The sequence below is a fragment of the Rheinheimera sp. genome, assembly GCF_030690345.1.
Classification (GTDB): domain Bacteria; phylum Pseudomonadota; class Gammaproteobacteria; order Enterobacterales; family Alteromonadaceae; genus Alishewanella.
Window position 1 is genome coordinate 176,612 of record NZ_JAUYGV010000007.1, and the last position, 24,530, is coordinate 201,141.

The 24,530-nt window shown below is 49.5% G+C and carries 20 protein-coding genes; 15 read left to right on the top strand and 5 right to left on the bottom strand.

All coding sequences use genetic code 11. From position 1 onward, the window contains the following. Positions 1 to 46: 46 nt before the first annotated feature. Positions 47 to 2,431, top strand: a complete 2,385-nt coding sequence (locus Q8O77_RS11525) for a VolA/Pla-1 family phospholipase (RefSeq protein WP_305553013.1) — start codon at positions 47 to 49, stop codon at positions 2,429 to 2,431. 92 nt (positions 2,432 to 2,523) lie between these two features. Next, the gene (gene sohB / locus Q8O77_RS11530) at positions 2,524 to 3,519 is read left to right on the top strand and encodes a protease SohB (protein ID WP_305553014.1); all 996 of its coding nucleotides are present in this window, start codon (positions 2,524 to 2,526) and stop codon (positions 3,517 to 3,519) included. A 57-nt stretch (positions 3,520 to 3,576) separates the two neighbouring features. Here the strand turns inward: sohB and Q8O77_RS11535 are convergent, their stop codons facing one another. Next, entirely contained in the window at positions 3,577 to 4,911 is a 1,335-nt protein-coding gene (locus Q8O77_RS11535; RefSeq protein ID WP_305553015.1) for a dicarboxylate/amino acid:cation symporter, read from the bottom strand. A 171-nt stretch (positions 4,912 to 5,082) separates the two neighbouring features. Here Q8O77_RS11535 and Q8O77_RS11540 point away from each other — a divergent pair, with 171 nt between their 5' ends. Then, a complete protein-coding gene (locus Q8O77_RS11540; RefSeq protein WP_305553016.1) occupies positions 5,083 to 7,335 on the top strand; it encodes an Ig-like domain-containing protein in 2,253 nt (750 codons plus the stop codon). 67 nt (positions 7,336 to 7,402) lie between these two features. On the opposite strand, the gene astB is transcribed toward Q8O77_RS11540, so the two are convergent. Next, positions 7,403 to 8,746 (bottom strand): N-succinylarginine dihydrolase, encoded by a 1,344-nt coding sequence (astB, locus tag Q8O77_RS11545; protein WP_305553017.1) that lies wholly within the window; start codon positions 8,744 to 8,746, stop codon positions 7,403 to 7,405. A 224-nt stretch (positions 8,747 to 8,970) separates the two neighbouring features. On the opposite strand from astB, the gene topA reads away from it, so the two are divergent. Next, positions 8,971 to 11,556, top strand: a complete 2,586-nt coding sequence (gene topA, locus Q8O77_RS11550) for a type I DNA topoisomerase (RefSeq protein WP_305553018.1) — start codon at positions 8,971 to 8,973, stop codon at positions 11,554 to 11,556. 60 nt (positions 11,557 to 11,616) lie between these two features. Here topA and Q8O77_RS11555 read toward each other — a convergent pair whose 3' ends face one another. Both Q8O77_RS11555 and Q8O77_RS11560 read right to left on the bottom strand, forming a co-directional pair. Continuing rightward, complete coding sequence (locus tag Q8O77_RS11555; protein WP_305553020.1) at positions 11,617 to 12,381, bottom strand: hypothetical protein; 765 nt, start codon at positions 12,379 to 12,381, stop codon at positions 11,617 to 11,619. 75 nt (positions 12,382 to 12,456) lie between these two features. Continuing rightward, on the bottom strand, positions 12,457 to 13,149 hold the full coding sequence (locus tag Q8O77_RS11560; RefSeq protein WP_305553022.1) for a sensor histidine kinase KdpD: 693 nt from the start codon (positions 13,147 to 13,149) through the stop codon (positions 12,457 to 12,459). Between the two features lie 163 nt (positions 13,150 to 13,312). Between Q8O77_RS11560 and cysB the strand changes: the two genes are divergently transcribed. The 3 genes from cysB to Q8O77_RS11575 all read left to right on the top strand — a co-directional run bounded on the left by cysB (position 13,313) and on the right by Q8O77_RS11575 (position 16,107). Then, positions 13,313 to 14,290, top strand: coding sequence for an HTH-type transcriptional regulator CysB (cysB, locus tag Q8O77_RS11565; RefSeq protein WP_305553024.1), 978 nt, complete (start codon positions 13,313 to 13,315; stop codon positions 14,288 to 14,290). 38 nt (positions 14,291 to 14,328) lie between these two features. Next, the gene (locus Q8O77_RS11570) at positions 14,329 to 15,186 is read left to right on the top strand and encodes a sterol desaturase family protein (RefSeq protein WP_305553026.1); all 858 of its coding nucleotides are present in this window, start codon (positions 14,329 to 14,331) and stop codon (positions 15,184 to 15,186) included. 90 nt (positions 15,187 to 15,276) lie between these two features. Continuing rightward, positions 15,277 to 16,107: an ABC transporter substrate-binding protein gene (locus Q8O77_RS11575; protein ID WP_305553028.1), complete on the top strand. Its 831-nt coding sequence runs from the start codon at positions 15,277 to 15,279 to the stop codon at positions 16,105 to 16,107. Here the strand turns inward: Q8O77_RS11575 and mutH are convergent. Next, complete coding sequence (gene mutH / locus Q8O77_RS11580; RefSeq protein WP_305553030.1) at positions 16,104 to 16,775, bottom strand: DNA mismatch repair endonuclease MutH; 672 nt, start codon at positions 16,773 to 16,775, stop codon at positions 16,104 to 16,106. The two genes, Q8O77_RS11575 and mutH, sit on opposite strands and share 4 nt — an antisense overlap. 380 nt (positions 16,776 to 17,155) lie before the next feature. Between mutH and rppH the strand changes: the two genes are divergently transcribed. From rppH to Q8O77_RS11620, 8 genes are all read left to right on the top strand, one after another. Further along, on the top strand, positions 17,156 to 17,659 hold the full coding sequence (gene rppH / locus Q8O77_RS11585) for an RNA pyrophosphohydrolase (protein WP_305553032.1): 504 nt from the start codon (positions 17,156 to 17,158) through the stop codon (positions 17,657 to 17,659). Between the two features lie 38 nt (positions 17,660 to 17,697). Next, entirely contained in the window at positions 17,698 to 19,956 is a 2,259-nt protein-coding gene (gene ptsP, locus Q8O77_RS11590) for a phosphoenolpyruvate--protein phosphotransferase (protein WP_305553034.1), read from the top strand. 63 nt (positions 19,957 to 20,019) lie between these two features. Then, a complete protein-coding gene (locus tag Q8O77_RS11595) occupies positions 20,020 to 20,814 on the top strand; it encodes a sulfite exporter TauE/SafE family protein (RefSeq protein WP_305553036.1) in 795 nt (264 codons plus the stop codon). A gap of 8 nt (positions 20,815 to 20,822) precedes the next feature. Next, on the top strand, positions 20,823 to 21,635 hold the full coding sequence (gene lgt / locus Q8O77_RS11600) for a prolipoprotein diacylglyceryl transferase (protein ID WP_305553038.1): 813 nt from the start codon (positions 20,823 to 20,825) through the stop codon (positions 21,633 to 21,635). A 2-nt stretch (positions 21,636 to 21,637) separates the two neighbouring features. Continuing rightward, the gene (locus Q8O77_RS11605) at positions 21,638 to 22,471 is read left to right on the top strand and encodes a thymidylate synthase (protein WP_305553040.1); all 834 of its coding nucleotides are present in this window, start codon (positions 21,638 to 21,640) and stop codon (positions 22,469 to 22,471) included. A 71-nt stretch (positions 22,472 to 22,542) separates the two neighbouring features. Beyond that, positions 22,543 to 23,169 (top strand): FlgO family outer membrane protein, encoded by a 627-nt coding sequence (locus tag Q8O77_RS11610; RefSeq protein WP_305553042.1) that lies wholly within the window; start codon positions 22,543 to 22,545, stop codon positions 23,167 to 23,169. After that, on the top strand, positions 23,166 to 23,801 hold the full coding sequence (locus tag Q8O77_RS11615; RefSeq protein ID WP_305553044.1) for a FlgO family outer membrane protein: 636 nt from the start codon (positions 23,166 to 23,168) through the stop codon (positions 23,799 to 23,801). The genes Q8O77_RS11610 and Q8O77_RS11615 overlap by 4 nt, the downstream gene beginning before the upstream one ends. Before the next feature lie 63 nt (positions 23,802 to 23,864). Further along, complete coding sequence (locus Q8O77_RS11620) at positions 23,865 to 24,530, top strand: FlgO family outer membrane protein (protein ID WP_305553046.1); 666 nt, start codon at positions 23,865 to 23,867, stop codon at positions 24,528 to 24,530.

Genomic DNA, 24,530 nt, shown 5'->3' on the forward strand with positions numbered 1-24,530 from the left:
GTATTTGCTTTGCAATAAAAAATAAAGTCAGGATAGGGGAGAAACTATGAACAAGCTGGCACTAAGCTTAGCTGTTGCACTCGCGTTGGGGTTAACCGGGTGTGGTGGCGAAACGCTGGACGAGATTAAACAAGAAGAGCAAGGTAGCGTTAAGCCATTATCCCGTGTGGTGTTTGACCCTGCCGCCGCAACACCACGCTTATCTGTTCCAAACGATTTATTATTCCAGTTTCCTGCAGCGACTGCTGATGGCACGCCGCTGTATTCAGACGGTACCTTGTATATGCCATCTGAGCGCAATGCTGCTGGTTTACCTTTAGACGCACCGGAATATGGTAGCGACCCTTCTACTGCTATTGGTGCTTTAGATGGTTGGTCAACCCAGCATCCTTACCCGATAGAAGTAGACTTAATCGGTGAAGCAGAGTTGGTTTTGGCATCCGTTCAGCAGCCAGGTGCTGTACGCGTGTTTGAGATGGTAATGCAGGATCCAAGAGCTACGGATGAAGACTGTGTTACAGCGAACCGTGGTTTTGCTTGTAAAGTGGTGGCCGAGCTTACTTTTGGCGTCGATTTTGTAACTACGGTTAGTGGTAAAAATGTAGTAGTAGTGCCATTAAAGCCATTAAAAGCCGCAACGACTTATATCACCGCCCTGACGAGCTTAATTGAGGACGATAACGGTAATTCACTTGCACCCTCTACCTCTTATGAATTAGTTAAGCAAGATGTTGAGACATTACCGCTGAACACACCGGCACAGTTAGGGTTACAGCGTTTAATCAACAGCTTTGAGAATGTACTGGCTGGCGAAGGTGTTGATAAAGACACCGTTGTTTATACCGCAGCGATGACAACGCAATCGACGCTGAATGTGTTGGCAACTGTAAAGTCATTGATGGCCGCACCGGGCTCACCTTATAACCCAGGCGCAATCACGGTAAATGCAGTAGCGCCGGTATCAATGATTCCGGATACGCCGTTAACCGGCAATACGGCTTTTGACAACGTGATGTTGTATAGCGGCTCGGTTGACCTGCCGTATTATCTTGGTGCTCAAACTGCAGAAGCGCCAACAGCGCCGTTAAATACGCGCTGGAGTGCATTGTGTGACAGCGGAGCTATTTTAGCGCAACTGCCTGCCAGTGAAAAACCCGAAGGTGCACAGTCAGTTGCTGATGGTACATGTCTGGCTTTGTCACAAGGGCAACTGCGTGACCTGGATAAAGATCCACAGCACCACCTGACCAAATTCAATACCATTCCTAAAATCAATTCATATCAAACAGCTGAATTGATTATGACAGCACCTAATGCGGCTGCACCGGCAGAAGGCTGGCCGGTCGTCATTCTGTCGCATGGTATTACCTCCTGTAAAGAGAACATGCTGGCAGTAACGGCTGCGCTGACCCAAGCTGGTTTTGCTACGGCTGCTATTGATCAGCCATTACACGGCTCACGTGGTTTTAATGGTATCAATGCATCCGGTAGCAGTTGTGGTGTTGAGAATGGCAACGCAACTGTGTACATGAACCTGTCTAATTTATTGGTCACCCGCGATAACCTGCGTCAAAGCATTGCCGATACGTTAGCACTACGGTTGGCACTGAATAATGTTACCGGTCTTGACCTGAATATGGCCAACGTACAATTGTTGGGTATGTCGCTGGGCTCTATTACCGGTGCTTCTGCGGTAGCCTTAGCCAATATGCCAAGTGGCAATACAAATATGGATGCTGCTTACCGTATGCAATCAGCGGCCTTATCGGTACCTGGTGGCGCTGTGGCTAACTTCCTGCTGGAGTCGGCCAGTTTCGGTGCGCTGATCCGTGCCAGCATTGTGCTGGGTGCTGATGCATTGAAGCCTGGCTTTGTGGAGTATTTGGGAGCAAATTCAGAGTGCCTGCCTTTGGCAGAAAATGCCGCAGCCTTTACTAACTGTGCTGCCGGTCAGATAGATGCCTACATAGCCAGCGCAACAGCGCCGGTAGCTGCTGCCATCAGTGGTACTTTGGCGCAATTTGCTTTTGCAGCACAAACCATTACTGATGCGGGTGATCCAAACAACTACCTGCAACTGTTGGCTGGTACCGAAACACCGGTCTATATCGCTGAGGTAATCGGCACTGGTGTGAACTCAGCAACATCTGACCGTGTAATTCCGAACCAAACGGTTGGCATGCCGTTGGGTGGCACTGAGCCATTCGCCCGTTTGTTAGGCGCAACAGCAGTTGATGCAGTAGCTGGTCCACAGGCGTTGGCAAGTAATGTGATTGCGCGCTTTACAGCAGGTGCGCACGGTTCTTTACTGGATCCAACAAGCAGTGGCGCGGCTACTCAGGAAATGCAAACGCATGTTGCTACTTTCCTGGCGAATCAGGGCGCTGCACTGGTTGTTGCAAATCCGGCAGTGTTGGCACCAGCTAACTAAGCCGCACTAAGCGATTCAAAAGCCCGGCTTGCCGGGCTTTTTCTTTTGCAATAAGCGGTTACAATGCATAAAAGCGTGTTGAGGATACAATATTGGAATTTTTATACGAATACGGTTTATTTTTGGCAAAGGTGGCTACTTTTGTGGTTGCGGTCGCAGTAGTTATCGGCTTGATAGCCGGTGCGGCGTTAAGTAAACCCCGGCCGAAAAAAGGCCAACTGCAATTTACCGATATTTCCGCGCAGTACCGCCGGCAGACTGCGGAGCTGCAACAGCATTTGATGGAGAAAAAGCAGTTTAAAAAATGGCGCAAGGAGCAAGCTGAAACTGCTGAGCAGCAAAAGCCGCGGTTATTTGTAGTCGATTTTAACGGCAGTATGGATGCCAGAGAAGCCGAAGCACTGCGCGAAGAAGTTACTGCTATTCTGGCGGTAGCAGATAAAACTGATGAGGTACTGTTGCGGTTAGAAAGCGGTGGGGGGGTGGTGCATGGTTATGGCCTGGCCGCGTCGCAGCTGGATCGACTGCGTAAAGGTGGTATCAGCCTAACCGTTGCGGTAGATAAGGTAGCTGCCAGCGGTGGTTATATGATGGCCTGTATCGGTAACCAAATTATAGCCGCGCCTTTTGCTATTGTCGGTTCTATAGGCGTTATAGCGCAATTGCCGAACTTCAATAAGTTGCTGAAAAAAAGTCATGTCGATTTTGAGCAATTTACCGCTGGTGAGTATAAGCGTACTGTCACTTTATTTGGTGAGAATACCGAGAAAGGCCGGCAGAAATTTCAACAGGAGCTGGAGCAAACACATCAGCTGTTTAAGCAGTTTGTCCGCGATCACCGGCCGCAGTTGGATATTGACGCTGTAGCCACCGGCGAGCATTGGTTTGGTTATCAGGCGTTGCCGCTGCAGCTGGTTGATGTCATTCAAACCAGCGATGATTACATGCAGCAACAGTTGTCACAGCGCAGATTGTTCCAGGTCCGGTATCAGCTGAAGAAAGGTATTGCCGAGAAAGTAGGCATGGGCTCCGCTAATATAGTGTCACAGTGGTGGCAAAAACTGATGCAAAACAGTTGGTTACGCTAGCAGCGCACTGCATAAAAAAGCCTGCAATAGCAGGCTTTTTTAGCTTTAGCGATGCAGTTAACGCAAGTGATGAAAATCGATATTTTCCTCTTTGCTGCCGGCGTTTACATCATCAAAGACGGCTTGATCAAAAGCTTTTTCACTTTTACCTACAATACAGGAAACCATAGCATCGCCGGTAACATTAACCGCGGTACGGGTCATATCCAATAAGCGGTCTACACCAATAATCAGTGCTATGCCTTCCACCGGCAGCCCTACTTGTTGTAATACCATGGCCAGCATAATCAGGCCAACTCCCGGCACACCGGCTGTGCCCACAGAGGCTAAAGTGGCGGTCAGAATTACCATAAGGTAATCACCCAGCGTCAGGTCGATGCCAAACACCTGAGCAATAAATACCGTTGCGACACCCTGCATAATAGCAGTGCCGTCCATATTAATGGTGGCGCCCAGCGGCACGGTAAAAGAGGCAATGCTGTTTTTTACTCCCAGTTTGTTTGTTACGGCCTCCATCGTCACCGGCATGGTTGCGTTGCTGCTGGATGTGCTGAAACCAAATAGCGCCGCATCCTGCATTTTCCGGAAAAATATTAACGGATTAAGCCCGGATAACAGCTTGAGGATAATGCTGTAACTGACAAAACCATGCAGCACTAAAACAAACATTACAACGCCAAAGTATTTCGCCAAACTGGCAATGGTTTCAAAACCCAGCGTAGTGAACAACTTAGCCATCAGGAAGAACACACCATAGGGCGCCAGATTCATCAGCAAAGTAACTAGCTTCATAATCACTTCGCTAAGATCAGTGAACACGGCAGACAGCCGTTCACCGGCTTTGCCGCTCATTGCCATAGCCAAACCAAACAGCACAGCAAAGACGATAATCTGCAGCATGTTGCCTTTGGCCATTGATTCAATGGGGTTACTGGGGAAAATATTAATAAATACCTGCGACAGTGCGGGGGCTTCGCTGGGGTTGAAAGTGGCGTCAGATTGCATTTGCACACCTTCGCCAGGCGCAATCAGTAACGCAGCAAAGATAGCCAGGCTAATGGCAATTGCCGTAGTCACCAGATACAAACCAATAGTTTTTCCACCCAAACGGCCCAGGCTGGAGGTATCGGATAGTGAACAGGTACCACAAACCAGAGAGACAAACACCAGCGGCACTACCAGCATTTTTAAGCTGGCAATAAAGATTTCCCCGCCAATATGAAATAAGCCATCTACAAACAGAGCCTTTAACTGCAAATCCAGGCCAAACAGGTGCAACACGCGTTCATCCTGCCCGGCCAGCAGCCATTTAAAGAAAAAGCCCACGGCGATACCTGCGGCCATACCAATAACAATGCGGGCTGTTAAGCCCAGCTTCTTAGGTGCTGTCATAACATCAAACTAATTGTAAGTTTATAATAAGCTTAAGCCTAACAGGTTGGACAGGCGAAAGGCAGACAAGGTCAATTTTTTTTTCAAAATAGCTGTGACGTTTGCCGGATTAATGGTTTAAGATACAGAATTAACAAAACTATATAATAAAAACAGCTAGGGAGAGTTTTCATGCGAAACATCCGGCAACTTTTTGTTGCGTTAATCATTACAACACTGGCCGCCTGTGGCGGCGGTGGTACGCTTGATTCAGATGGAGATACTGGTGGGCCTGGTGATGGAAACACACCTGTATATACTGTCACGATTGCTTTGACTGATGCAGCGGGTGAACCATCCTCGGCATTAGCTCAGGCAACGCCTTTAACAGCAACAGCCACGTTAACTGCGACAAACAATGGTGTTGTCGCCGGTCGTTTGGTTGAGTTTGAACTGAGCAATACAGCCTTGGCGACTTTGAGCAATACCGCAGGAACCGCAGTGACTAACGCTGACGGCGTAGCGACGATTTCCTTGTTGGCAGGTAGCAGCAGCGGAGCCGGTAGTGTAACAGCCAGCTATGAAGACGCCTCTGCCGATGCGGCATTTACGTCAGTTGGTGATGGTGGTGATCAAGTCGATGTGACAGTTGGTTCAGTGGTGTTGATTGCTGATACCCTGCAACTGGGCACCGCCATTGCAGATAAAATCGAACTGACGGCATTAGTGCGGGATTCAAATAATGTTGTTGTCGAGGGGGTGCCGGTAACCTTTGCTGCCGACTCCGGTGAATTGACTCAACTTGACAGTGTGACAGGCGCTAATGGTGTTGCACGGGCGACGTTGGCAACGCAATCAGCTAAGAGCAACCGTAATATAGTAGTAACAGCCGGGGTTCAGCAGCAAACAGCCGAATTAACAGTATCTGTAGTTGGCAATCAGTTAGAAATAGCCGCACCTGATTCAATTGTTTTAGGTGACACTGTTACGATAGATGTGTTTTTAACAGACTCGAGCGGCGCAGGTATTCAGGGTACTGAAGTTCAGGTGGTGTCGGCATTAGAAAATTCACTGAGTGACGACAGCCCGGCCACAGCCGGGACATCCGGTAAGGCCAGCTTTTCATATAACGCTGTTAACAGTGGAACAGATTCTCTTACCGTTACAGCCGCAGGTGTAACGGCTATTGCCAGTATTAATGTTAGTGCCGATGCCTTCGCCTTTTTAACGCTGACAGATATCGCTGATGACGCTCTTCCTGGCGATCCGGTGCAAGAAGTCGCACTTAATACAGCACAAAAAGTCGAAGTTGAGTGGTTGGTTAATAACGCGGCTAATCCGGCAGCAGAAGTCACTTTCAGCACAACGCGGGGAGTTGTTGCGGATGAGGCTGCTAATTTGGCGAATGCGGTGTCAGCAACCAATGATACAGATGGAGCAGGTGTAGCAGAGGCATATGTGCGTTCGGCTTATGCTGGTTTGGTGACGCTCAGCGCGGCTGGCGGTTCAGGTAATAGCGCCGTAAGTGCAAAAAAAGTAATTGAGTTTATTGCCACTGTACCCACAAAAATCGAAACTCAGGCTACTCCTTCACAAGTTGGTCCGGGTGAGATCAGTACCATCCGTGCTGTGCTACGTGATGCTAACAATAACCCGGTTAAAAACCAGACAATAGTGTTTTCACTGGACAACGCCGCTGGTGGAACGATTAGCAGCGGAACTGCAATTACCAATTCTCAAGGCATTGCAACTACGGTATTTACCGCTGATGCAACAAGTGGGGCTGGTGTTGACGGCCTGAACTTGAAAATTCAAGCGGCATTACAAAGCAATAACGCTATTGTAGATGCCACAGATATTGCAGTGGGGGAGCGCACATTATTTTTCCGCTTTGGTACAGGTAACACTATTCAGAAGCCAAGCGAAAGCACATATCAAAAGGAATTTTCAGTAATTGTGACTGATAGTTCAGGTAATCCTGTCGAAGGCCAAACTTTGAATCTCAGTGTTACGCCAATAAATTACTTTAAGGGCGACTGGGTAAAAAATCCAGCGGTTGGTACTTTTCTATCGTGGGTTCCGGCTGCTAATGCAATTGAGTGTCCGAATGAAGATGCAAATTTAAATGGTATTAAGGATGATGGAGAGGATGACACCGGTCTTGGCAATAATAACGGTGAGTTGACCCCCGGCAACCGTGCTACTTCACTTAAGACAATTACGGCTGATGAAAATGGTATAGCTGTATTTCTTCTTACCTATCCTCAAGATGTAGGTGCTTGGATGACTGTTCGTCTTCAGGTGAGCGGCTCTTCAGCAGGAACTGAAAACGTGTCATACAGGGATTACCGGCTTGCTTATTCACAGGATGATGCTGACGATGAAGCTAATGCACCTGTTACCAATGCTTTTGGTGTTGAGTTAGATTGCACAACCACCCGCTGATGAGTTGTGGATACAAAAATAAAGGGAGCTGATTCAGCTCCCTTTTTTTACGCCAAAATTATGTAATTTATACTTGTTGGAACTGATAAACCGAACCCAGATCCAGGATTTGTGTCAACTCATCCAATGCTGTGCGCGATTCAAGCAATAACTGAGGATCGGCTAAGTCAGCTTCGCTGATTTGATCACGATAATGCTTATCTACCCACTGATTCAACGTGGCAAACAGCTTGTCATTCATCAGCACATTTTGGTTAACGGCTTGTTTTTCCTGCTCGCTCATTGCTACGCGCAGGCGCAAACACGCCGGGCCGCCACCGTTACGCATACTTTGCTTAACATCGTAATAGTGGATTTGTTTTATCGGTGTATTACGCTGTGTTAATGCCGCCAGATAAGACGATACGGCCGCGCTATCCTGGCATTCTGTCGGGGCAATAATGGCCATTTCGCCGTTGGCCAATGTAATAACCTGGGTATTAAACAAGTAAGTTTTAATGGCTTCTGCCACGGAGACTTCGCTGTTTAGTACTTCTATCAGGTGCAGTTCGCTGTCATTGCCGAATTTGCGTTGTAACTCACTTAGTTTAGCTTGTGAGTCAACAAAGGCTTGCTGGTGGTAAAACAGTACGTTTTGATTACCTACTGCAATAACATCGTTATGGAATACGCCCTGGTCGATAACGTCAGGGTTTTGCTGCATATACACCACATGCTCATCACTTAATCCGTGCAAGCGCGCTACGGCCTCGCAGGCTTCCAATGTATGGCGAGCCGGAAAACGCTGCGGTGCCGGCTTGCTGCTGTCGAACGCATAACGGCCAAACACAAACAGTTCTACACCGCGCTTACCATAAGCGCTGCAAAGTCTGGTATGATTCGCCGCGCCCTCATCACCGAAGTGATCATTGTCGGGTAAATGTGTATGATGCGCAAAATGCTCAGGGTTGCGGAACATCGCCTGCAATATATTGCCGGTGGTAACAGGTTCCAGCGAACGGTGAAATTTGTTGGTCAGGTTGGCCGGGGTAAAGTGCACTTTGCCATCTGCAGTGTCGGCAGAAGGCGATATAGTCGCGGCATTAGCTGTCCACATGCTGGAAGCTGAGCATACCGCTCTGAATACCGCAGGCGCCTGTTTAGCGGCTTTCTCTATTACCTGAGCATCTGAACCGGTAAAACCAAGGCGGCGTAAGGTATAGACATCAGGACGTTCCTGAGGTGCCAGTACACCTTGCACCATGCCTAAGTCATGCAGGGCTTTCATTTTACTTAAGCCTTGTTTTGCTGCCTGACGCGGGCTGGAGCTGTTTTTAGCGTTAGATAACGAGGCAACATTGCCGATAGATAAACCGGCATAGTTATGAGTTGGCCCTACCAGGCCATCGAAGTTTGCTTCAAAGAATTTCATTTTTGCTTTATATCCTTTATTTGGAATGGGCACTGTTTTTATTATTTTTGCGGCCGCTGAGGATGCTTCATTCGGTTTGGCGAACGTTTCGCCAGACAGCTCTTAAATTGAGCTGGTTTGCATAATAATGAGTTTATTCACTTGTCACAACTGCGGTTTACGGATATACGTTAAAAAAGCAGCATAATTGACATGCATAAAATGTTAGGGATCTCGGGATTAAGATGGCGAAATCACTGGTTATAGTCGAATCACCGGCAAAAGCGAAAACAATCAACAAATACCTTGGCAAAGACTTTATCGTCAAATCCAGTGTTGGCCATATTCGCGATTTGCCCACCAGCAGCAGTAAAGAAAAAGCCGCCGCGAACAAAACGCTGAGCAAAGAAGAAAAAGAATATCAGGCCCTGGTCGACCGCATGGGTATAGACCCGGCACATGGTTGGAAGGCGCGTTATGAAATTTTGCCCGGTAAGGAAAAGGTGGTTAAAGAGCTCAAAGCTCTGGCTGAAAAGGCGGAAACCGTTTACCTGGCAACGGACTTAGACCGTGAAGGGGAAGCTATTGCCTGGCATTTGCAGCAAATTATCGGTGGTGATGAGCAGCGTTTTAAACGGGTGGTGTTTAACGAAATTACCAAAAACGCTATTCAAAATGCTTTTGAAGAACCCGGTGAAGTGAATGTAGACCGCGTTAATGCACAACAAGCCAGACGGTTTCTCGACCGCGTGGTGGGCTTTATGGTATCGCCGCTGTTATGGAAAAAAGTTGCCAGGGGGTTGTCTGCCGGCCGCGTGCAATCAGTCGCTGTGCGTTTAGTAGTAGAGCGTGAGCGCGAAATCAAAGCCTTTGTGCCGGAAGAATACTGGACAGTTGCCGCAGATACCTTAACCGCGGCAAAACAGGCGTTGCAGTTGGATGTGACCAAACAGCAGGGTAAAGCTTTTAAACCGGTGAATAAAGCCGAAGCTGACGCCGCCTTAGCCTTATTAAATAACGCCGGCTACAAGGTGCTGGAGCGGGAAGATAAACCCAGCAGCAGTAAACCGCAGGCGCCTTTTATTACCTCGACATTGCAACAAGCAGCCAGCACCAGGCTGGGCTATGGTGTCAAAAAAACCATGATGCTGGCGCAGCGTTTGTATGAAGCCGGCCACATTACCTATATGCGTACCGATTCAACTAATTTAAGTGCGGATGCGGTAAGCGCTTGCCGTGACTATATTGCTGCACAGTTTGGTAAAAAATATCTGCCGGAGCAGCCGCTGAGCTACGGCAGCAAAGCCAACGCCCAGGAAGCGCACGAAGCGATACGGCCGTCAGATGTGAATGTGTTGGCCGGTAGTCTGGGCGATATGGAAGCCGATGCCCGCAAGCTGTACGAGCTAATTTGGCGCCAGTTTGTGGCGTGTCAGATGCCGCCGGCGTTATACGATGTGACGAATATTATTGTGCAGGCCGGTGATTTTGAATTAAAAGCCAAAGGCCGCGTGTTGCGTTTTGATGGTTGGACTAAGGTACAGCCGGCAGTTAAGCGCAAAGACGAAGAAGACAGTCTGTTACCCGATGTGAAACCGGGGGAAATGTTGCAACTGCAGCAATTGAACAGTGCGCAGCACTTTACCAAGCCTGCGGCGCGTTTTAGTGAAGCCAGCTTGGTAAAAGAGCTGGAGAAGCGCGGTATCGGCCGGCCCTCTACCTACGCGTCTATTATTTCGACCATTCAGGACCGCGGCTATGTGCGGGTAGAGAATAAACGCTTTTACGCGGAAAAGATGGGCGAAATAGTGACCGACCGCCTGGTAGAAAACTTCAATGATCTGATGAACTACGACTTTACTGCCAATATGGAACTGAAGCTGGATGACATTGCCAATGGCCAGGCGCAATGGCGTAAAGAGCTGGACAGCTTCTACGGCGATTTTTATCAAAAGCTGAAAACCGCAGAAAACGACCCTGAGCAGGGCGGCATGCGGGTAAATCAGTTTGTCCTGACAGATATTGTCTGCCCTACTTGCGGCCGGCCTATGGGCATTCGTACTGCTTCTACCGGGGTGTTTTTAGGTTGCTCCGGTTATAACCTGCCGCCGAAAGAACGTTGCACCACCACCATGAACCTGGTGTCCGGTGATGTGGCAGTAAATGTCAGTGACGACGATGAAATGGAAACCGAAGCCCTGCGGCAGAAAAAACGCTGTGCCAAATGCGGTACGGCGATGGACAGTTATCTGATAGACGAGCAGCGTAAACTGCATGTTTGCGGCAATAACCCGGCGTGTGATGGCTATCAGGTAGAGCAGGGCAGCTTTAAAATTAAAGGCTACGACGGCCCGCTAATCGAATGTGATAAGTGTGGCAGTGATATGCAGTTAAAATCCGGCCGCTTCGGTAAGTATTTTGGCTGTACTAATACGGAGTGTAAAAATACCCGTAAGCTGCTGCGTAGTGGCGAAGCTGCACCACCAAAAGAAGATCCGGTGCATTTGCCGGAGCTGAAGTGTGAAAAGTCGGATACCTACTTTGTGCTGCGTGATGGAGCCGCCGGTTTGTTTCTGGCAGCAGCTACCTTCCCGAAATCACGTGAGACACGGGCGCCGTTGGTAGCAGAGCTGGCCAAATACCGTGCGCAGTTATCACCAAAGTTCTATTACCTGGCCGATGCACCGGTAAAAGATCCAGAAGGTAATCCGGCAATAGTGCGCTGGAGCCGCAAGACCAAGCAGCAATATGTGATGTCAGAAAAAGACGGCAAAGCCACCGGTTGGTCGGCATGGTATGAAGCCGGCAAGTGGGTGGTAACTAAAGCCTGATGCTGTGCATGTTGTAAGTAAAACGGGCCGCTATTGCGGCCCGTTTTTATGTTGGAAGTGCTACCATTTGCGTTTTGGTGCAAACAGCTCGTCTAAATCTTTGTTTTCTTTTTCTTCTTTTTTCTCGCGGTCTCTTACATTGCCTTCTTTCAACTGGCTGGCAATATCTTCCAATCCCTGCATAATTTCTGATTTGCGCATCAATACATAGTCATCCTGATGCGGAGTGCTGCTGAGCGCCGTCAGGGCTTTTTCAAAATACTGCCTGGCAGAGCCAAGCATATTGTTGGCTCTGGCCTGATTACCGCGTTTAACCTGGCTTTCAACATTAATACGCAATTGCAGCACTTCAAGCCGTTTATCTTCCTGGATTACCATCTGCGTATCAATATTACCTCTGGCGTGCTCACCGCGCAGCACAGTACGCAGCCGCTTAATGCCTTTGATCATGGCAATAAGTTGTTGGTCATTGTCCGGTAAGGTCACAGTTTCTGCCACCGCGCTGCTATCGGCGCTATTGTCTGCCAGCCGGCTCTCAGTATCTTGCAAGCGCTGTTTAATATCACGCGCGCCGGGTTCCAGTTCAACCATAGCTTTGAGCGTTGTTGCGGTTCGTTTCAGCAACATTTGTTGCAGCGGCACAGACAGCGGCACATTAGCGGCATTCACCATCAACTCTTCGGTGTCCTCCAGCATAGCGCGCAACTTGCTGAACTCAGCACGTTTTAACGTGGCTAAGCGTTCTTTATGTTGTTGAATAGCATTAACTATTACTGCTATAACAACCAGAGCCACTACCAGCGTTATTATTAAGGTTAACAGCATTAAAACCTCGTCAAGGACAGAACCTGACTGTCATATTAATCACAAAACAGCTGAAATAACAGCGAACTGTATGCTTCAGGGCAAAGTCAGCCGGAACACGCCACCGCCATATCTGCCGCCGTTACGCAGTTCAACAGTACCCCGCACGCCCTTATTGTTGTGCGCACGTGCAATAAGCTTAGCAAAAAATATTCCAAGTCCGGTGTGATTGTTGGCTAAATCCGGTGTATTCATATCAATAGCGTCGCTATTCAGCATAAATTCCGGAAAGCCCTGACCATCGTCGTGCACTTCCAGTACCAGCAGTTGCTGCTGTTGGCTAACGGTAAGCAAAATACGCCGGTCACAATAGCGCAGCGCATTTGCAACGGCGTCATTAAGCAGATTCATAACCAGGTCATAGTCAAAAAACCAGTGCAGGTTATCCGGCAGTTCAGTCTGTAGCTGCAACTTACGCTGTTCGGTATAAAATTGATTTTTCAGCACCAATTCTTCAGCTATATCAGCCATATAGTGTTGATCAATTTGTACCGGCAACTGGTTTCGCTCCAAACGGTATAATGACAGCAGTTGCAGCAGATTAGAGTTGAGCCGGTTGGCTTCATAATTCAGCCGCGCCAACTCATCGCGGGCGTTGCCGGATAACTGCGCACTTTCCTGCTGAATAAGCTCTGTAGATTGGATCAGCATACACAATGAGTTTTTCATATCGTGAACAGTAGATGCCAGCACAGAAGCAAAATCAATAGCCGGTACAGTTTTACTCATAAGTGCTCCTTAGGATAACCACGCTACGGCCACAAAAGCGGCTGGCAGCCACTATAGTTTTAGCTACCATTAGTTATAGCGGCAAGGAAATTAAAAATAAGTTGGAATATCTTGCCAGATAGGTATATTGAGCAATGATATGCCATTACCGGATCTGTGACACATGAAATTGCAGCAGCTGCGTTATATAGTTGAAGTGTTGAACCACAACCTGAATGTTTCTTCAACTGCTGAAAGCCTTTATACCTCGCAGCCGGGTATCAGTAAACAGGTACGCATGCTCGAAGATGAGCTGGGCATTCAGGTGTTTGGCCGTAGCGGTAAGCATTTAACCCATGTTACGCCGGCCGGTCGCGATGTTATTGATATAGCTCAGCAAATTCTGGCTAAAGTAGAAAGCATTAAAGCGGTAGCGAAAGAGCATACCTTACCTGATCAGGGCAAACTGAATATTGCTACCACCCATACTCAGGCGCGTTATGCATTACCGCCGGTGATCAGCGGTTTTATGCAAAAATACCCGAAAGTGTCATTGCATATGCACCAGGGGACACCGCAGCAAATTTCCGAAGCGGCGTCACGCGGCGATGCGGATTTTGCTATTGCCACTGAAGCCCTGCACTTATATAACGATTTGGTCATGTTGCCCTGTTATCACTGGAATCGCAGCGTGATAGTGCGCCATGATCATCCGTTGCTGCAACTGGGCCGTAAAATCGCGGTGGAAGATGTGGCACAGCACCCTATCGTAACTTATGTATTTGGTTTCACCGGACGTTCTGAACTGGACAGAGCCTTTGCGGCTAAAGGGTTGGAGCCGAAGATCGTGTTTACTGCCACCGACGCTGACGTTATTAAAACCTATGTCCGGCTCGGACTGGGGGTTGGTGTAATAGCGTCGATGGCGATGGATAAAGAGCTGGACAAAGATTTGGTCGCTATCGATGCCAGCCATTTATTTGATGCCTCGACCACTAAAATCGGCTTTCGCAAAGGCGCTTTTTTACGCACTTATATGTATGATTTCATTGAGCGTTTTGCGCCGCATCTAACGAGGGATGTGGTAGAGAAAGCCAATATGCTGCGCAATCAGGAAGAAATTGACCGTATGTTTGCCAGGTTCGATTTACCGGTACGTTAGCCGGTAGCGTTTCGTACACAGTGTCCGGATAACTGCAGATGATCCCTGTTGAGTTAATTTTGTTAGTGCTAAGCCCGGTATTTCTCGGCTTTATCGGCTGGGAGTGGTACCGCGCCAGGCATGCTGCTCCGGCGTTGTATCGCTGGCAGGATACGCTGGCAAACGCGGTATTGGCACTGCTGCATCAGGGCAGTGATATGCTGGCTTTGCTGCTGTTAATGCCGTTTTTTCTCTGGCTGCATCAGTTTCGGTTGTTTGATATTGAGCTGAGTGTCGCTACTATTGCTATCGCATTTTTATTGCAGGACTTTCTCTACTACTGGTTCCATCGTGCGTCGCACCATGTCCGCTGGTTATGGGCCTCGCATGTGGCACACCACAGCTCCAGGTTGATGAACTTCAGTACCGCATTCCGGCAAAGCCTGACCTACCCCTTATCCGGCATGTGGTTATTCTGGACACCAATGATTCTGCTTGGTTTTACGCCTTCAGTAGTGTTTGCTGTAGTGGCGCTTAATCTGGCTTTTCAGTTTTTTGTCCATACGCAAGCTGTGCGCTCGTTAGGCGCGTTGGAATGGCTGTTTAATACGCCGTCACATCATCGGGTGCATCACGCCTGTAATCCGGTGTATATCGATAAGAACTTTGGCGGCGTGCTGATTATCTGGGATCGGCTGTTCGGCAGCTTTGTCGCTGAGCGTGACGACGAACCCTGCCGTTACGGCATTACCGATGATTTTCACTCCGACAACCCGCTAACCATCACCTTCTACGAATGGCGGCGCATGTGGCGCGACTGTTTAACACAGTCGTCACTGCGTAGCCTTGGCCGGACCTTATTCGGTGCGCCGGTAAAGTCCGCGCCAACAGAGCACAAAGCACCATCCCCTGACTAAGACTTTTTTCTGCATCTTTTGGCTTTAACCGGCAAAAGCAGCTGTTATGCACTAAGCTTGAGGCAATCCGATAACGCCTTGAGGTGTAATATGAAAACTTACAAGCTGTTAGTCGTTGTACTCACTATAACCTTAGCTGGTTGCGAACCCGCCATGCAACAACCACAGACACAAGCTCAGGCACCTGCCACAGATGCCCCGGCGTCTACTGAAGTTGCAAAACCGGCCTGCAATATGACCATGGGTATGGATGCCTGGGAGCCATACCAGTATATCTCTGTCGGTAATACCGTTACCGGGCTTGATGTAGAGCTGGTGCAGGCGGTTGCCGAAGGGATGCAGTGCGAGTTAGATGTGGTGCAGGGCAGTTGGCTGGAGTTATTAACCCTGTTAAAAGACGGAGAGGTAGATTTTGTGCTCGGTGCATCGAAAACGCCCGACAGAGAAGAATTTGCCTACTTTTCAGAGCCATACCGTGAAGAGCGCTTTCAGCTGTATGTGCGTAAAGAGCAAGCTGGTTTACCGTTCGATGACCTGAAAGCCTTTATCGGCGCCGGGCATAAAGTTGGCATAGTTAACGAGTATTTTTATGGCGACGAGGTAGCCGCTTTGTACGCTGATGAAGCCCACAAAGATAAGTTTGTCGGCGCTATTATCAGTGAGCTGAATATGGCCCGCTTGTTAGACGAAGAGATCGACGGTTTGTTGGAAGACAGCTTCGTTGGAGCGTCAATTTTACGCCGTAAAGGGTTGGACAAGTATATTCAGCCACACAGTATCAGCCTGGGCGCGTCAGACGTGTACGTTATGTTTAGCAAAAGTTCGGTGACAGAGCAGCAGGTACAGCGTTTTAACAGCGGCCTGCAGCAACTGCGTGACGATGGCAGTTACAACCGTATTGTGGATAAATACCGTAACTAACTCAGCTGAAACTGTTGGTGTAACAACGCCGCGGTGAAACCGGCTTTTAAGTAAAAACCTCTGGGCAGGGTGCGGATAGGTTCGCCCTTTGCGCCAACAGCAGCTGTAAGTGCTTTGCTGTTGGCGGCTTTGGGCCGCAATTGCAGAATTTTGCCCTGAGCCCCGCGAATAGTAGCGATACCGCCAAGTGTGATTTGCTCCATCAGTTCTTCCCAATCTTGTTGCAACGCCCGTTGCTGCTCCGGGCTGGGTTGCCATAAAAATGCCGTGCCTACCATACGTTCGGCCAGAGGGATGCTGCGCTCCGCCAAAATGGGTACCCATAGTACCCGTTGCAGCTTCTGACAAACCCAGGACTCATGCCATTGCTGACCGGCAACGCCGGTGAGTGGTGCAACACAGACATAAGTGCTCTCAAGCGGTTTGCCTTGTTGATCAATCGGCAGGGTTTTTAGCTCTACGCCTAAATGCGGAAAATCAGGTTCGGCTTTTGAACCGGCGCTGGCACCAAGTATTTGCTCCAGTAACTGGCCGACCCAGCCTTTGTCCTTTTGCAGATTCTGCGGCACCGGCAGCTGTATTTGAGCGGCAAGTTGCCCCAGGGTTAACCCGGCGAGGGCATTGCTGCGGCTTAGTAATTCGGCAAGTGTTGCAGGAGCAGCAGGCATAAAGGTCATTTTAAACAAGGGGTGAAATACGCTAGCATTTTTTCGCCCGGTTTGCTGCTTAAAAACGCAGCAAACGGACTTACTCACAAGCCAAGCTGATAATCAATATTGATGTATAAGCTGTAATGCATTGAAACTATTTTAAAAAAAACTGCAAAGCTGACAGCCGTGCTGAGGACTTTCCGGGTTATGCAGTGGTTAAACTAATAGTGTGCACAGTTTTATCAACAGTCTCTGTGAAAAAGTGCACATGGGCTGGTGTTGTAAAGTGCTTGTTGTGGATAAGTCTGTAAAACCAGTGCTGAAAATACCGTTTGCCCAAGCCCTGACTTTATGAAAGAATCTTTTACATATTGTTTTAAGATCCGCCAGAGGTTTGTGTGATCGATGCCGAAGGTTTTCGGGCCAATGTCGGCATAGTGATTTGTAATCACCAGGGACAGGTGTTTTGGGCAAAACGGTATGGTCAGCATTCCTGGCAATACCCACAGGGTGGCATTGATGATGGCGAAACGCCGGAACAAGCCATGTTCCGTGAATTACATGAAGAGGTAGGCCTGACCGCAAAAGATGTGGAGATCATTGCCACAACCAAGCATTGGTTAAGGTATAAACTGCCGAAGCGGTTAATTCGCAAAGACAGCAACCCGGTGTGTATTGGCCAGAAGCAAAAGTGGTTTTTGCTACGGCTGACCTGCGCAGACGAAGATGTAAATTTACTTAAAACCACGCATCCTGAATTTGATAGCTGGCGTTGGGTCAGTTATTGGTATCCGGTACGTCAGGTTGTCGCGTTTAAGCGCGAAGTTTACAGAAAAGTCATGAAAGAGTTTGCTCCGGTCGCTTTGCCGTTTATCCGCCGCGAAGGCAAAAAGAAGAGTTAGTAAAGCAGGTTAACCGCTGAACTGAAGATGGGGCTCTTATGTTAGGCCAGTTAAGGCGAATAGTTCAGGACGTAGCACAAGAGCCGGTGCTTCAAAACGCATTAGCCGGCTTGGTGACAAGCGTTAAACAGGCACTGGCAACGGAATGTTGCTCAGTGTACCTGGCTGATTATGAACAACAGCACTTTATGCTGATGGCCACTGACGGCCTGAACCCTGACGCTATAGGCAGTATTGCTATTGGTTTCTCGGAGGGCTTAATCGGTTGGGTAGGCCAGCGTGAAGAGCCCATCAATCTGGCGAAAGCCCACTTACATCCGCGCTTTAAAGTTACCCCCGAAGTCAGTGAAGACCGTTTCTCCGCCTTTTTAGGCTGCCCTATTATTCACCATCGTAAAGTGCTTGGGGTCTTAACCATCCAGCAAGGCGCCGATCGTGTGTTTAATGAAGATGAAGAATCTTTCCTCGTTACCCTGGGCGCCCAGTTGGCATCAGTACTGGCCAATGCCGAAATGCGCCAGGCGGCCAGTGAAACAACTGCAGGCCACACCCAAACCGGACAGTTAAAAGGCTTGCCCGGCGCGCCCGGCATCGCTATCGGTGAAGCTTTTGTGTTAGAGCCGGCCAATGACTTTAACGCCATTTCGCTGAAACGCTCGGACGAGCCGGAAAAAGAGCTGGCGCACTTTTACCGTGCCGTAAAAATTACTAAGGCCGAGTTTAACCGGCTGGCCGAGCGCATGAGCGGGCATTTGCCGCCCGATGCCCTGGCTATTTTTGATGTGTACCACCAGCTGCTGGATGCCGCCAGTCTGGGTCGTGAAATAGAGCAACAAATTGCCCAGGGTTGGTGTGCCAAAAGCGCGTTAAAGCGGGTGGTGGAGAAGTTCGCCAGGCAATTTGACGATATGGACGATCCGTACCTGCGAGAACGTGGCACCGACATCCGCGATTTGGGCCAGCGGGTATTAAACAATTTGCTGGATACCGAGCAGCGTAAAATTAAACTGCCGGAAAAAGTGGTGCTGGTGGCTGACAACGTTACCGCCACTATGCTGGCGGAAGTGCCGCGGGAACAACTGGTAGCGATAGTGTCGCTAAAAGGTTCGGTGAACTCGCACGCGGCTATTATGGCACGGGCGTTGGGCATTCCTGCAGTAATGGGGGTAGATGAGCTGCCACTGTTGCACTGGCAGGGGCAACGGCTGATTGTTGATGGCTACCAGGGCCATATTCTGTTATCGCCGGTAGAAGCCATATGTGCTGAATATCAGCGCTTAATCAGTGAAGATGCCGCCTTAAATGCCCGTTATCTGGCCGAGATTGCATTGCCGTCGCAAACCTTGTGCGGCGCCGGGTTTAATTTAATGGTGAACTCCGGGTTAGCCATTGAACTGGAAACCACAGAACCGCAATATACCGGCGGAGTGGGCTTGTACCGTACCGAGTTCCCTTTTATTATGCGCAGCCGGTTTCCGACGGAGCAAGAGCAAATAGAGTTGTACCGTAAGGTGCTGGAGAATTACCCCGATAAACCGGTAATTATGCGCACCCTGGACGTGGGCGGTGATAAAGCGCTGCCGTACTTCAGTATTGTTGAAGAGAATCCGTTTTTGGGCTGGCGCGGTATTCGTTTAACCCTGGATCATCCGGAAATTTTTCTGGTACAAATCCGTGCCATGCTAAAGGCTAATCTGGCGTTGGATAACCTGCATATTTTACTGCCGATGATCACCGACTTAGCCGAAGTAGATGAATCAATCCGGCTGATCAGGCAAGCCAGTTTTGAAGTCAGCGATGAGTTAGCCATTGATTTACCCAAACCGAAAATCGGCGTGATGATTGAAGTGCCGTCGATTATGTACCAATTGCCTGAGTTAGCGCGCAAGGTAGATTTTTGCTCTATCGGCACTAACGATTTAACCCAGTATTTATTAGCGGTAGATCGCAACAACCCCAGGGTGGCAGGCCTGTATGACGCCATGCATCCTGCTGTGCTGCGCGCATTGCATCAACTGGCACAACAGGCAAACGGCTTGCAGTTTCCCATCAGTGTTTGCGGCGAGCTTGCCGGTGAACCGGCTGGTGTATTGCTGCTGGCAGCAATGGGATATGACAGTTTCAGTATGAACAGCAGTAACCTGGCAAAAATAAAATGGCTGTTACGCCGGGTAGAAATGTCTGAGTTGGCTTTATTGCTGCCTGAAGTGCTGGCTTGTCCGTCGGCTAAACAGGTACGCGCACATATACAACGCTTTTTAGAGCAAAAACAATTATTAAGCCAGCTACGTGCCTGATCCGGTTTCAGCCCTTATTAAAGGCTGCCACGACGGATATCGCTGGCTGGTTACGGGAACTCTGTGTTAACCATTATTCTGCTTGCTTTGTTACTTGGTGCCCTGGTGGGGTTTCTTGCCGGATTGCTCGGCATTGGTGGTGGCCTGGTTATTGTACCGGTGCTGGTGATGCTGCTGCCGGCCTATGGTGTGGTGCCGGCTGATCAAGCTATCCTGGTTGCGGTTGCCACCTCGCTGGGGTCTATTATCATTACTGCCACCTCGTCCGTGTATGCGCATCACCGCTGGGGCAGCGTGCCCTGGTCGATAGCCGGCGGCATTATGGCCGGAGCCGCTATTGGTGCATGGAGCGTTGGCTATTTGGCACACAATATCAGTGGTGCTGTGTTACAGCTTATTTTCGGTGTAGCAGTGTTACTGTTGGCGCTGCGGATGTTGGGGTCGCGCTCTACTCTGGGCAAAAAGCCGCTGCCGGGTAAAGGTGTGTTGGTAATGATTTCAGCAGTACTGGGCGGCATTGCCAGTTTGCTTGGCATTGGTGGCGGTGCGCTGTTTGTGCCGGTGCTGAATTATTTTTCAGTGGATATGCGCCGTGCCATTGGTTGTGCCGCTGCCAGTGGTATTGCCATTGCGCTGTTCGGTACTCTTGGTTATGTTATTGCCGGCTGGCAGCACTACCGGCTGGCGGAGGGGTTTATCGGTTACATCTATTTACCGGCATTACTGGGGATAGTGACAACGTCGGTATTTACTGCGCCCCTGGGGGCCAGATTAACCCAAACTTTGCCGGTATTGACGATTAAGCGGGTGTTTGGTGTTTTTTTACTGCTGGTTTCAGCAAAAATGATGTTTAGTTAAGGGTAGTTATGGCTTCTGGTTATATTACATTTCCGCAAATAGACCCGGTGATTTTTTCCATCGGTCCGGTAAGCCTGCGCTGGTATGGCTTAATGTATCTTATTGCTTTTGCTATTGCCTGGTGGCTGGCAAACCGCGCGGCGAAAAAGCCGGGGTCCGGCTGGACAGAGCAGCAGGTCAGCGATTTATTATTTATCGGCTTTTTGGGCGTGGTGCTCGGTGGCCGTATTGGTTATGTGCTGTTTTATCAGTTTGAGCTGTTTATCAGCGAGCCGCTGTATTTATTTAAAATCTGGACCGGCGGTATGTCGTTTCACGGCGGTTTGCTGGGCGTAATGGTGGCGATGCTCTGGTTTGCCCGGCGCAATAACAAGCGCTATCTGCAATTGGGTGATTTTGTTGCACCGTTAATTCCACTGGGGCTGGCGGCAGGGCGCTTGGGTAACTTTATTAACGCTGAGCTGTGGGGCCGGCCAACCGACGTGCCCTGGGCTGTGTTGTTCCCGGGGGCCGGCCCGCTGCCGCGGCACCCGTCGCAACTGTATGAGTTTGCCCTGGAAGGCGTGTTGTTGTTTATCTTGATCATGCTGTATCGCCGCTTCAACCCACCGGCCGGCAGCTTGGGCGGCCTGTTTTTAGCCGGTTATGGTGCGGCCCGGTTTACAGTAGAGTTTTATCGTGAGCCGGATGCACATTTGGGCGTGTTATCGGCGGGCATGTCAATGGGGCAGTGGTTGTCACTGCCGATGATTATCGCCGGAGTGGCGCTGATTATTTATGCCAATATTAACAAGGCAAAATTGACTAAGCAGGTGTCCTGAATATGAAGCAATATCTCGACTTAATGCGCCATGTGCTTGAGCATGGCCATAAGAAAACCGACCGCACCGGTACCGGCACCATCAGCGTGTTTGGCTACCAGATGCGCTTTGATTTACAGCAGGGCTTTCCGCTGGTTACCACCAAAAAATGTCATCTGCGTTCCATTATTCATGAACTGCTGTGGTTTTTAAAAGGTGAAACCAATATCGGCTACCTGAAAGACAACGGTGTGTCTATTTGGGATGAATGGGCTACTGCAGAAGGCGAGCTGGGCCCGGTATACGGCGCACAGTGGCGCAGCTGGCAGGCTGCTGACGGCAGTGTTATCGACCAAATAAGCCAACTGATCAGCGATATAAAACGCACACCTGATTCACGCCGGCTTATTGTCAGCGCGTGGAACCCGGCGGTGCTGCCCGATACCTCTGTGTCACCAAAACAAAATGCCGCCCTGGGTAAGCAGGCGCTGCCGCCGTGTCATACCTTGTTTCAGTTTTACGTCAATGACGGCAAATTGTCGTGCCAGCTGTATCAGCGCAGTGCCGATATTTTTCTCGGCGTGCCGTTTAACATTGCCAGCTATGCCCTGTTAACCCTAATGGTGGCTCAGGTATGTGACTTACAACCGGGCGACTTTGTGCATACCTTTGGTGATGCACATTTGTATTTAAACCATTTAGAGCAAGTGAATACCCAACTGGCGCGGCAGCCTTTCCCGTTGCCGCAAATGCAGTTAAATCCCGATGTTAAAGACATCTTCGCCTTTAGCGCTGCTGATTTTACCCTGCTGAATTATCAGGCCCATCCGCATATCAAAGCACCGGTGGCGATTTAACGCCAAAAGCCCGCCGCTGTTTCTGGCCCGTTATTTGCTTAAGCATTGCAGGTCAGAAGCAGAGGTTGCTCATGAAAGTAATAATTTACCGTGTACTGGCAGTGTGGCTTGCTGGTTGTAGTTTGGCAGCTTGCAGCAGTGCAACGCCGCAGCGTGAGGCGGTAAAACAGCCTGCGCTTAGCGAATATCCTTTGCATTATTATACGCAGCAGTTGGCAGACAGCCTGTTTGCTCAGGTGCCGGCACAAAGCACGCTGGCACGTCCGGCTGCCGAAATAGCCGTGGCCAGTTTTTTGCCGGTAAACAGCTTATCGTTAGCAGAGGCCGACGAAGTGCAGAAGCAGCTTGCGAATCAACTTAGCGAAAGTATGCTTACCCATGCGCGTCAGCGCGGTTTTGTGGTGTACGATTACCGTTTGCGCGGCCAATTGTTATTGCAGGCTGATCACGAGCAGGCGCTGTCGCGGCAACTGGCAGATATCGGTAATCTCAGCGATGCCGACACCCTGCTGGTTGGCACTTATACCGTGATGGAAGACGGCATGCTGTTAAACGCCAGGCTGATTAGTATCCGTAATAAACAAGTACTGGCCGCTGCCAGCGGCTATGTACCGCACAATGTGCTGTGGAGCCGGCAAGAAGTTGGCAAACGTGGTGACAAGCTGTACCGGCAGAGATATTCAGGAGAACAACGATGAAACAGATATTACCTGTACTAAGCATATTGCTGCTGGCCGCCTGTGCCCGTAACACCCCGGAGCAAGGGGTGGTTATGCAACAGCCTGAGCGCGATCAACGGCTGGCCGGGGTGTCGCATTTTCAGCTTACGGCGGCAGATGCATCAAGCCATGCCTTACCACTACTGACGGCTAACGAATACTCGCGCGCCCTGGTGCATGAGCTAATGTCAAACCATCGTGCTGCAGAAGAAACCGGCATGGTTGGCGTAACAGACTTCGCCTACGTTGATACGGCGTTGGATCAAGGCTCAGTGCTCAGTAACCATTTAAGCGAAGCCATAATGTACGACCTGCATAAGTTTGGTGTAGCGGTGCTGGATTATAAAGTGACAGACTATATCCGCGTTACACCAGGTGGCGATTTTGCCCTGAGCCGCGATTTCTCCGAATTAAACACAGAGCAGCCCATCCGCTTTGTGGTTACCGGCACGATGACAGCGCACAAACAAGGGGTACTGATCAACGCCAGATTAATCCGTATTGATAACAAACAGGTTATTTCTGCCGCCCGAACGTTTATGCCGGAGCAGGTAGTGAGAGCCATTCTGAGTAAAAGCGGTGAAGACCGGTTGCAGTTAAAGCAGGGCTGACACATTCTTTACTAAAGAAAACTGCCATTGCCGCCGATAGCTAACTGAATACGGTATTCAGTAATGACAGAGGTTGCAATGAAAGTATATGCGGTAGTGGCGGGATTGTGTTGTTTGGCCGGTTGTCAGTTAACAACGCCTGCTGCGCAACAGGCGCATTGCCCGACGTGCACGGCGGCAGAGGCTACACCAACCGTGGCTTTATTGCCGGATGAACAACAACTGCCGCAACACCTGCAATACCTGCCTGGCGGCAATTATTTGCCGCCGGCTATCGCCAGGCCAGTTAAACCGTTGTCGGATTACGCAGCTGATCTGGCGCTGCAGCTGATGCTGTCTATGCAGTTTGAAACTGCAGAGCCCACTATTGCCATCAGCTCTTTTGTGCTGTTTGACTCGCAACTGGATGAAAGCAATGCCTTGGGTAATCAGTTGGCAGAGCATCTGTATGTTCAATTGCAACGGTTGGGAGTTAAAGTTGCCGACATCAAACTGGCGCGGCAAATCCGCGTTACGCCACGGGGTGATTTTGTCTTTAGCCGCGGTGATTATCTGGATATGCAACAACAGGCCGCTTATGTGTTAAGCGGCACAATGCTGCAGGATAATGCCGGTATTGTTGTAAACGCCAGAGTGATGCATTTGTTGAACAAAACTGTTATTGCCGGCGGGCAAATTCATATACCGCAATTTGTGCTGGCAACACCACTGGCAAGGCAGGCTATGTAA

Coding starts and splice junctions, on each gene's coding strand:
- Q8O77_RS11535 (WP_305553015.1), bottom strand. CDS start 4,911: ATGACAGCACCTAAGAAGCTGGGCTTAACAGCCCGCATTGTTATTGGT.
- mutH (WP_305553030.1), bottom strand. CDS start 16,775: ATGCCTGCTGCTCCTGCAACACTTGCCGAATTACTAAGCCGCAGCAAT.
- Q8O77_RS11555 (WP_305553020.1), bottom strand. CDS start 12,381: ATGCTGTTAACCTTAATAATAACGCTGGTAGTGGCTCTGGTTGTTATA.
- Q8O77_RS11605 (WP_305553040.1), top strand. CDS start 21,638: ATGAAGCAATATCTCGACTTAATGCGCCATGTGCTTGAGCATGGCCAT.
- lgt (WP_305553038.1), top strand. CDS start 20,823: ATGGCTTCTGGTTATATTACATTTCCGCAAATAGACCCGGTGATTTTT.
- Q8O77_RS11560 (WP_305553022.1), bottom strand. CDS start 13,149: ATGAGTAAAACTGTACCGGCTATTGATTTTGCTTCTGTGCTGGCATCT.
- astB (WP_305553017.1), bottom strand. CDS start 8,746: ATGAAATTCTTTGAAGCAAACTTCGATGGCCTGGTAGGGCCAACTCAT.
- cysB (WP_305553024.1), top strand. CDS start 13,313: ATGAAATTGCAGCAGCTGCGTTATATAGTTGAAGTGTTGAACCACAAC.
- Q8O77_RS11575 (WP_305553028.1), top strand. CDS start 15,277: ATGAAAACTTACAAGCTGTTAGTCGTTGTACTCACTATAACCTTAGCT.
- ptsP (WP_305553034.1), top strand. CDS start 17,698: ATGTTAGGCCAGTTAAGGCGAATAGTTCAGGACGTAGCACAAGAGCCG.
- Q8O77_RS11610 (WP_305553042.1), top strand. CDS start 22,543: ATGAAAGTAATAATTTACCGTGTACTGGCAGTGTGGCTTGCTGGTTGT.
- Q8O77_RS11525 (WP_305553013.1), top strand. CDS start 47: ATGAACAAGCTGGCACTAAGCTTAGCTGTTGCACTCGCGTTGGGGTTA.
- Q8O77_RS11540 (WP_305553016.1), top strand. CDS start 5,083: ATGCGAAACATCCGGCAACTTTTTGTTGCGTTAATCATTACAACACTG.
- topA (WP_305553018.1), top strand. CDS start 8,971: ATGGCGAAATCACTGGTTATAGTCGAATCACCGGCAAAAGCGAAAACA.
- Q8O77_RS11620 (WP_305553046.1), top strand. CDS start 23,865: ATGACAGAGGTTGCAATGAAAGTATATGCGGTAGTGGCGGGATTGTGT.
- Q8O77_RS11615 (WP_305553044.1), top strand. CDS start 23,166: ATGAAACAGATATTACCTGTACTAAGCATATTGCTGCTGGCCGCCTGT.
- Q8O77_RS11570 (WP_305553026.1), top strand. CDS start 14,329: ATGATCCCTGTTGAGTTAATTTTGTTAGTGCTAAGCCCGGTATTTCTC.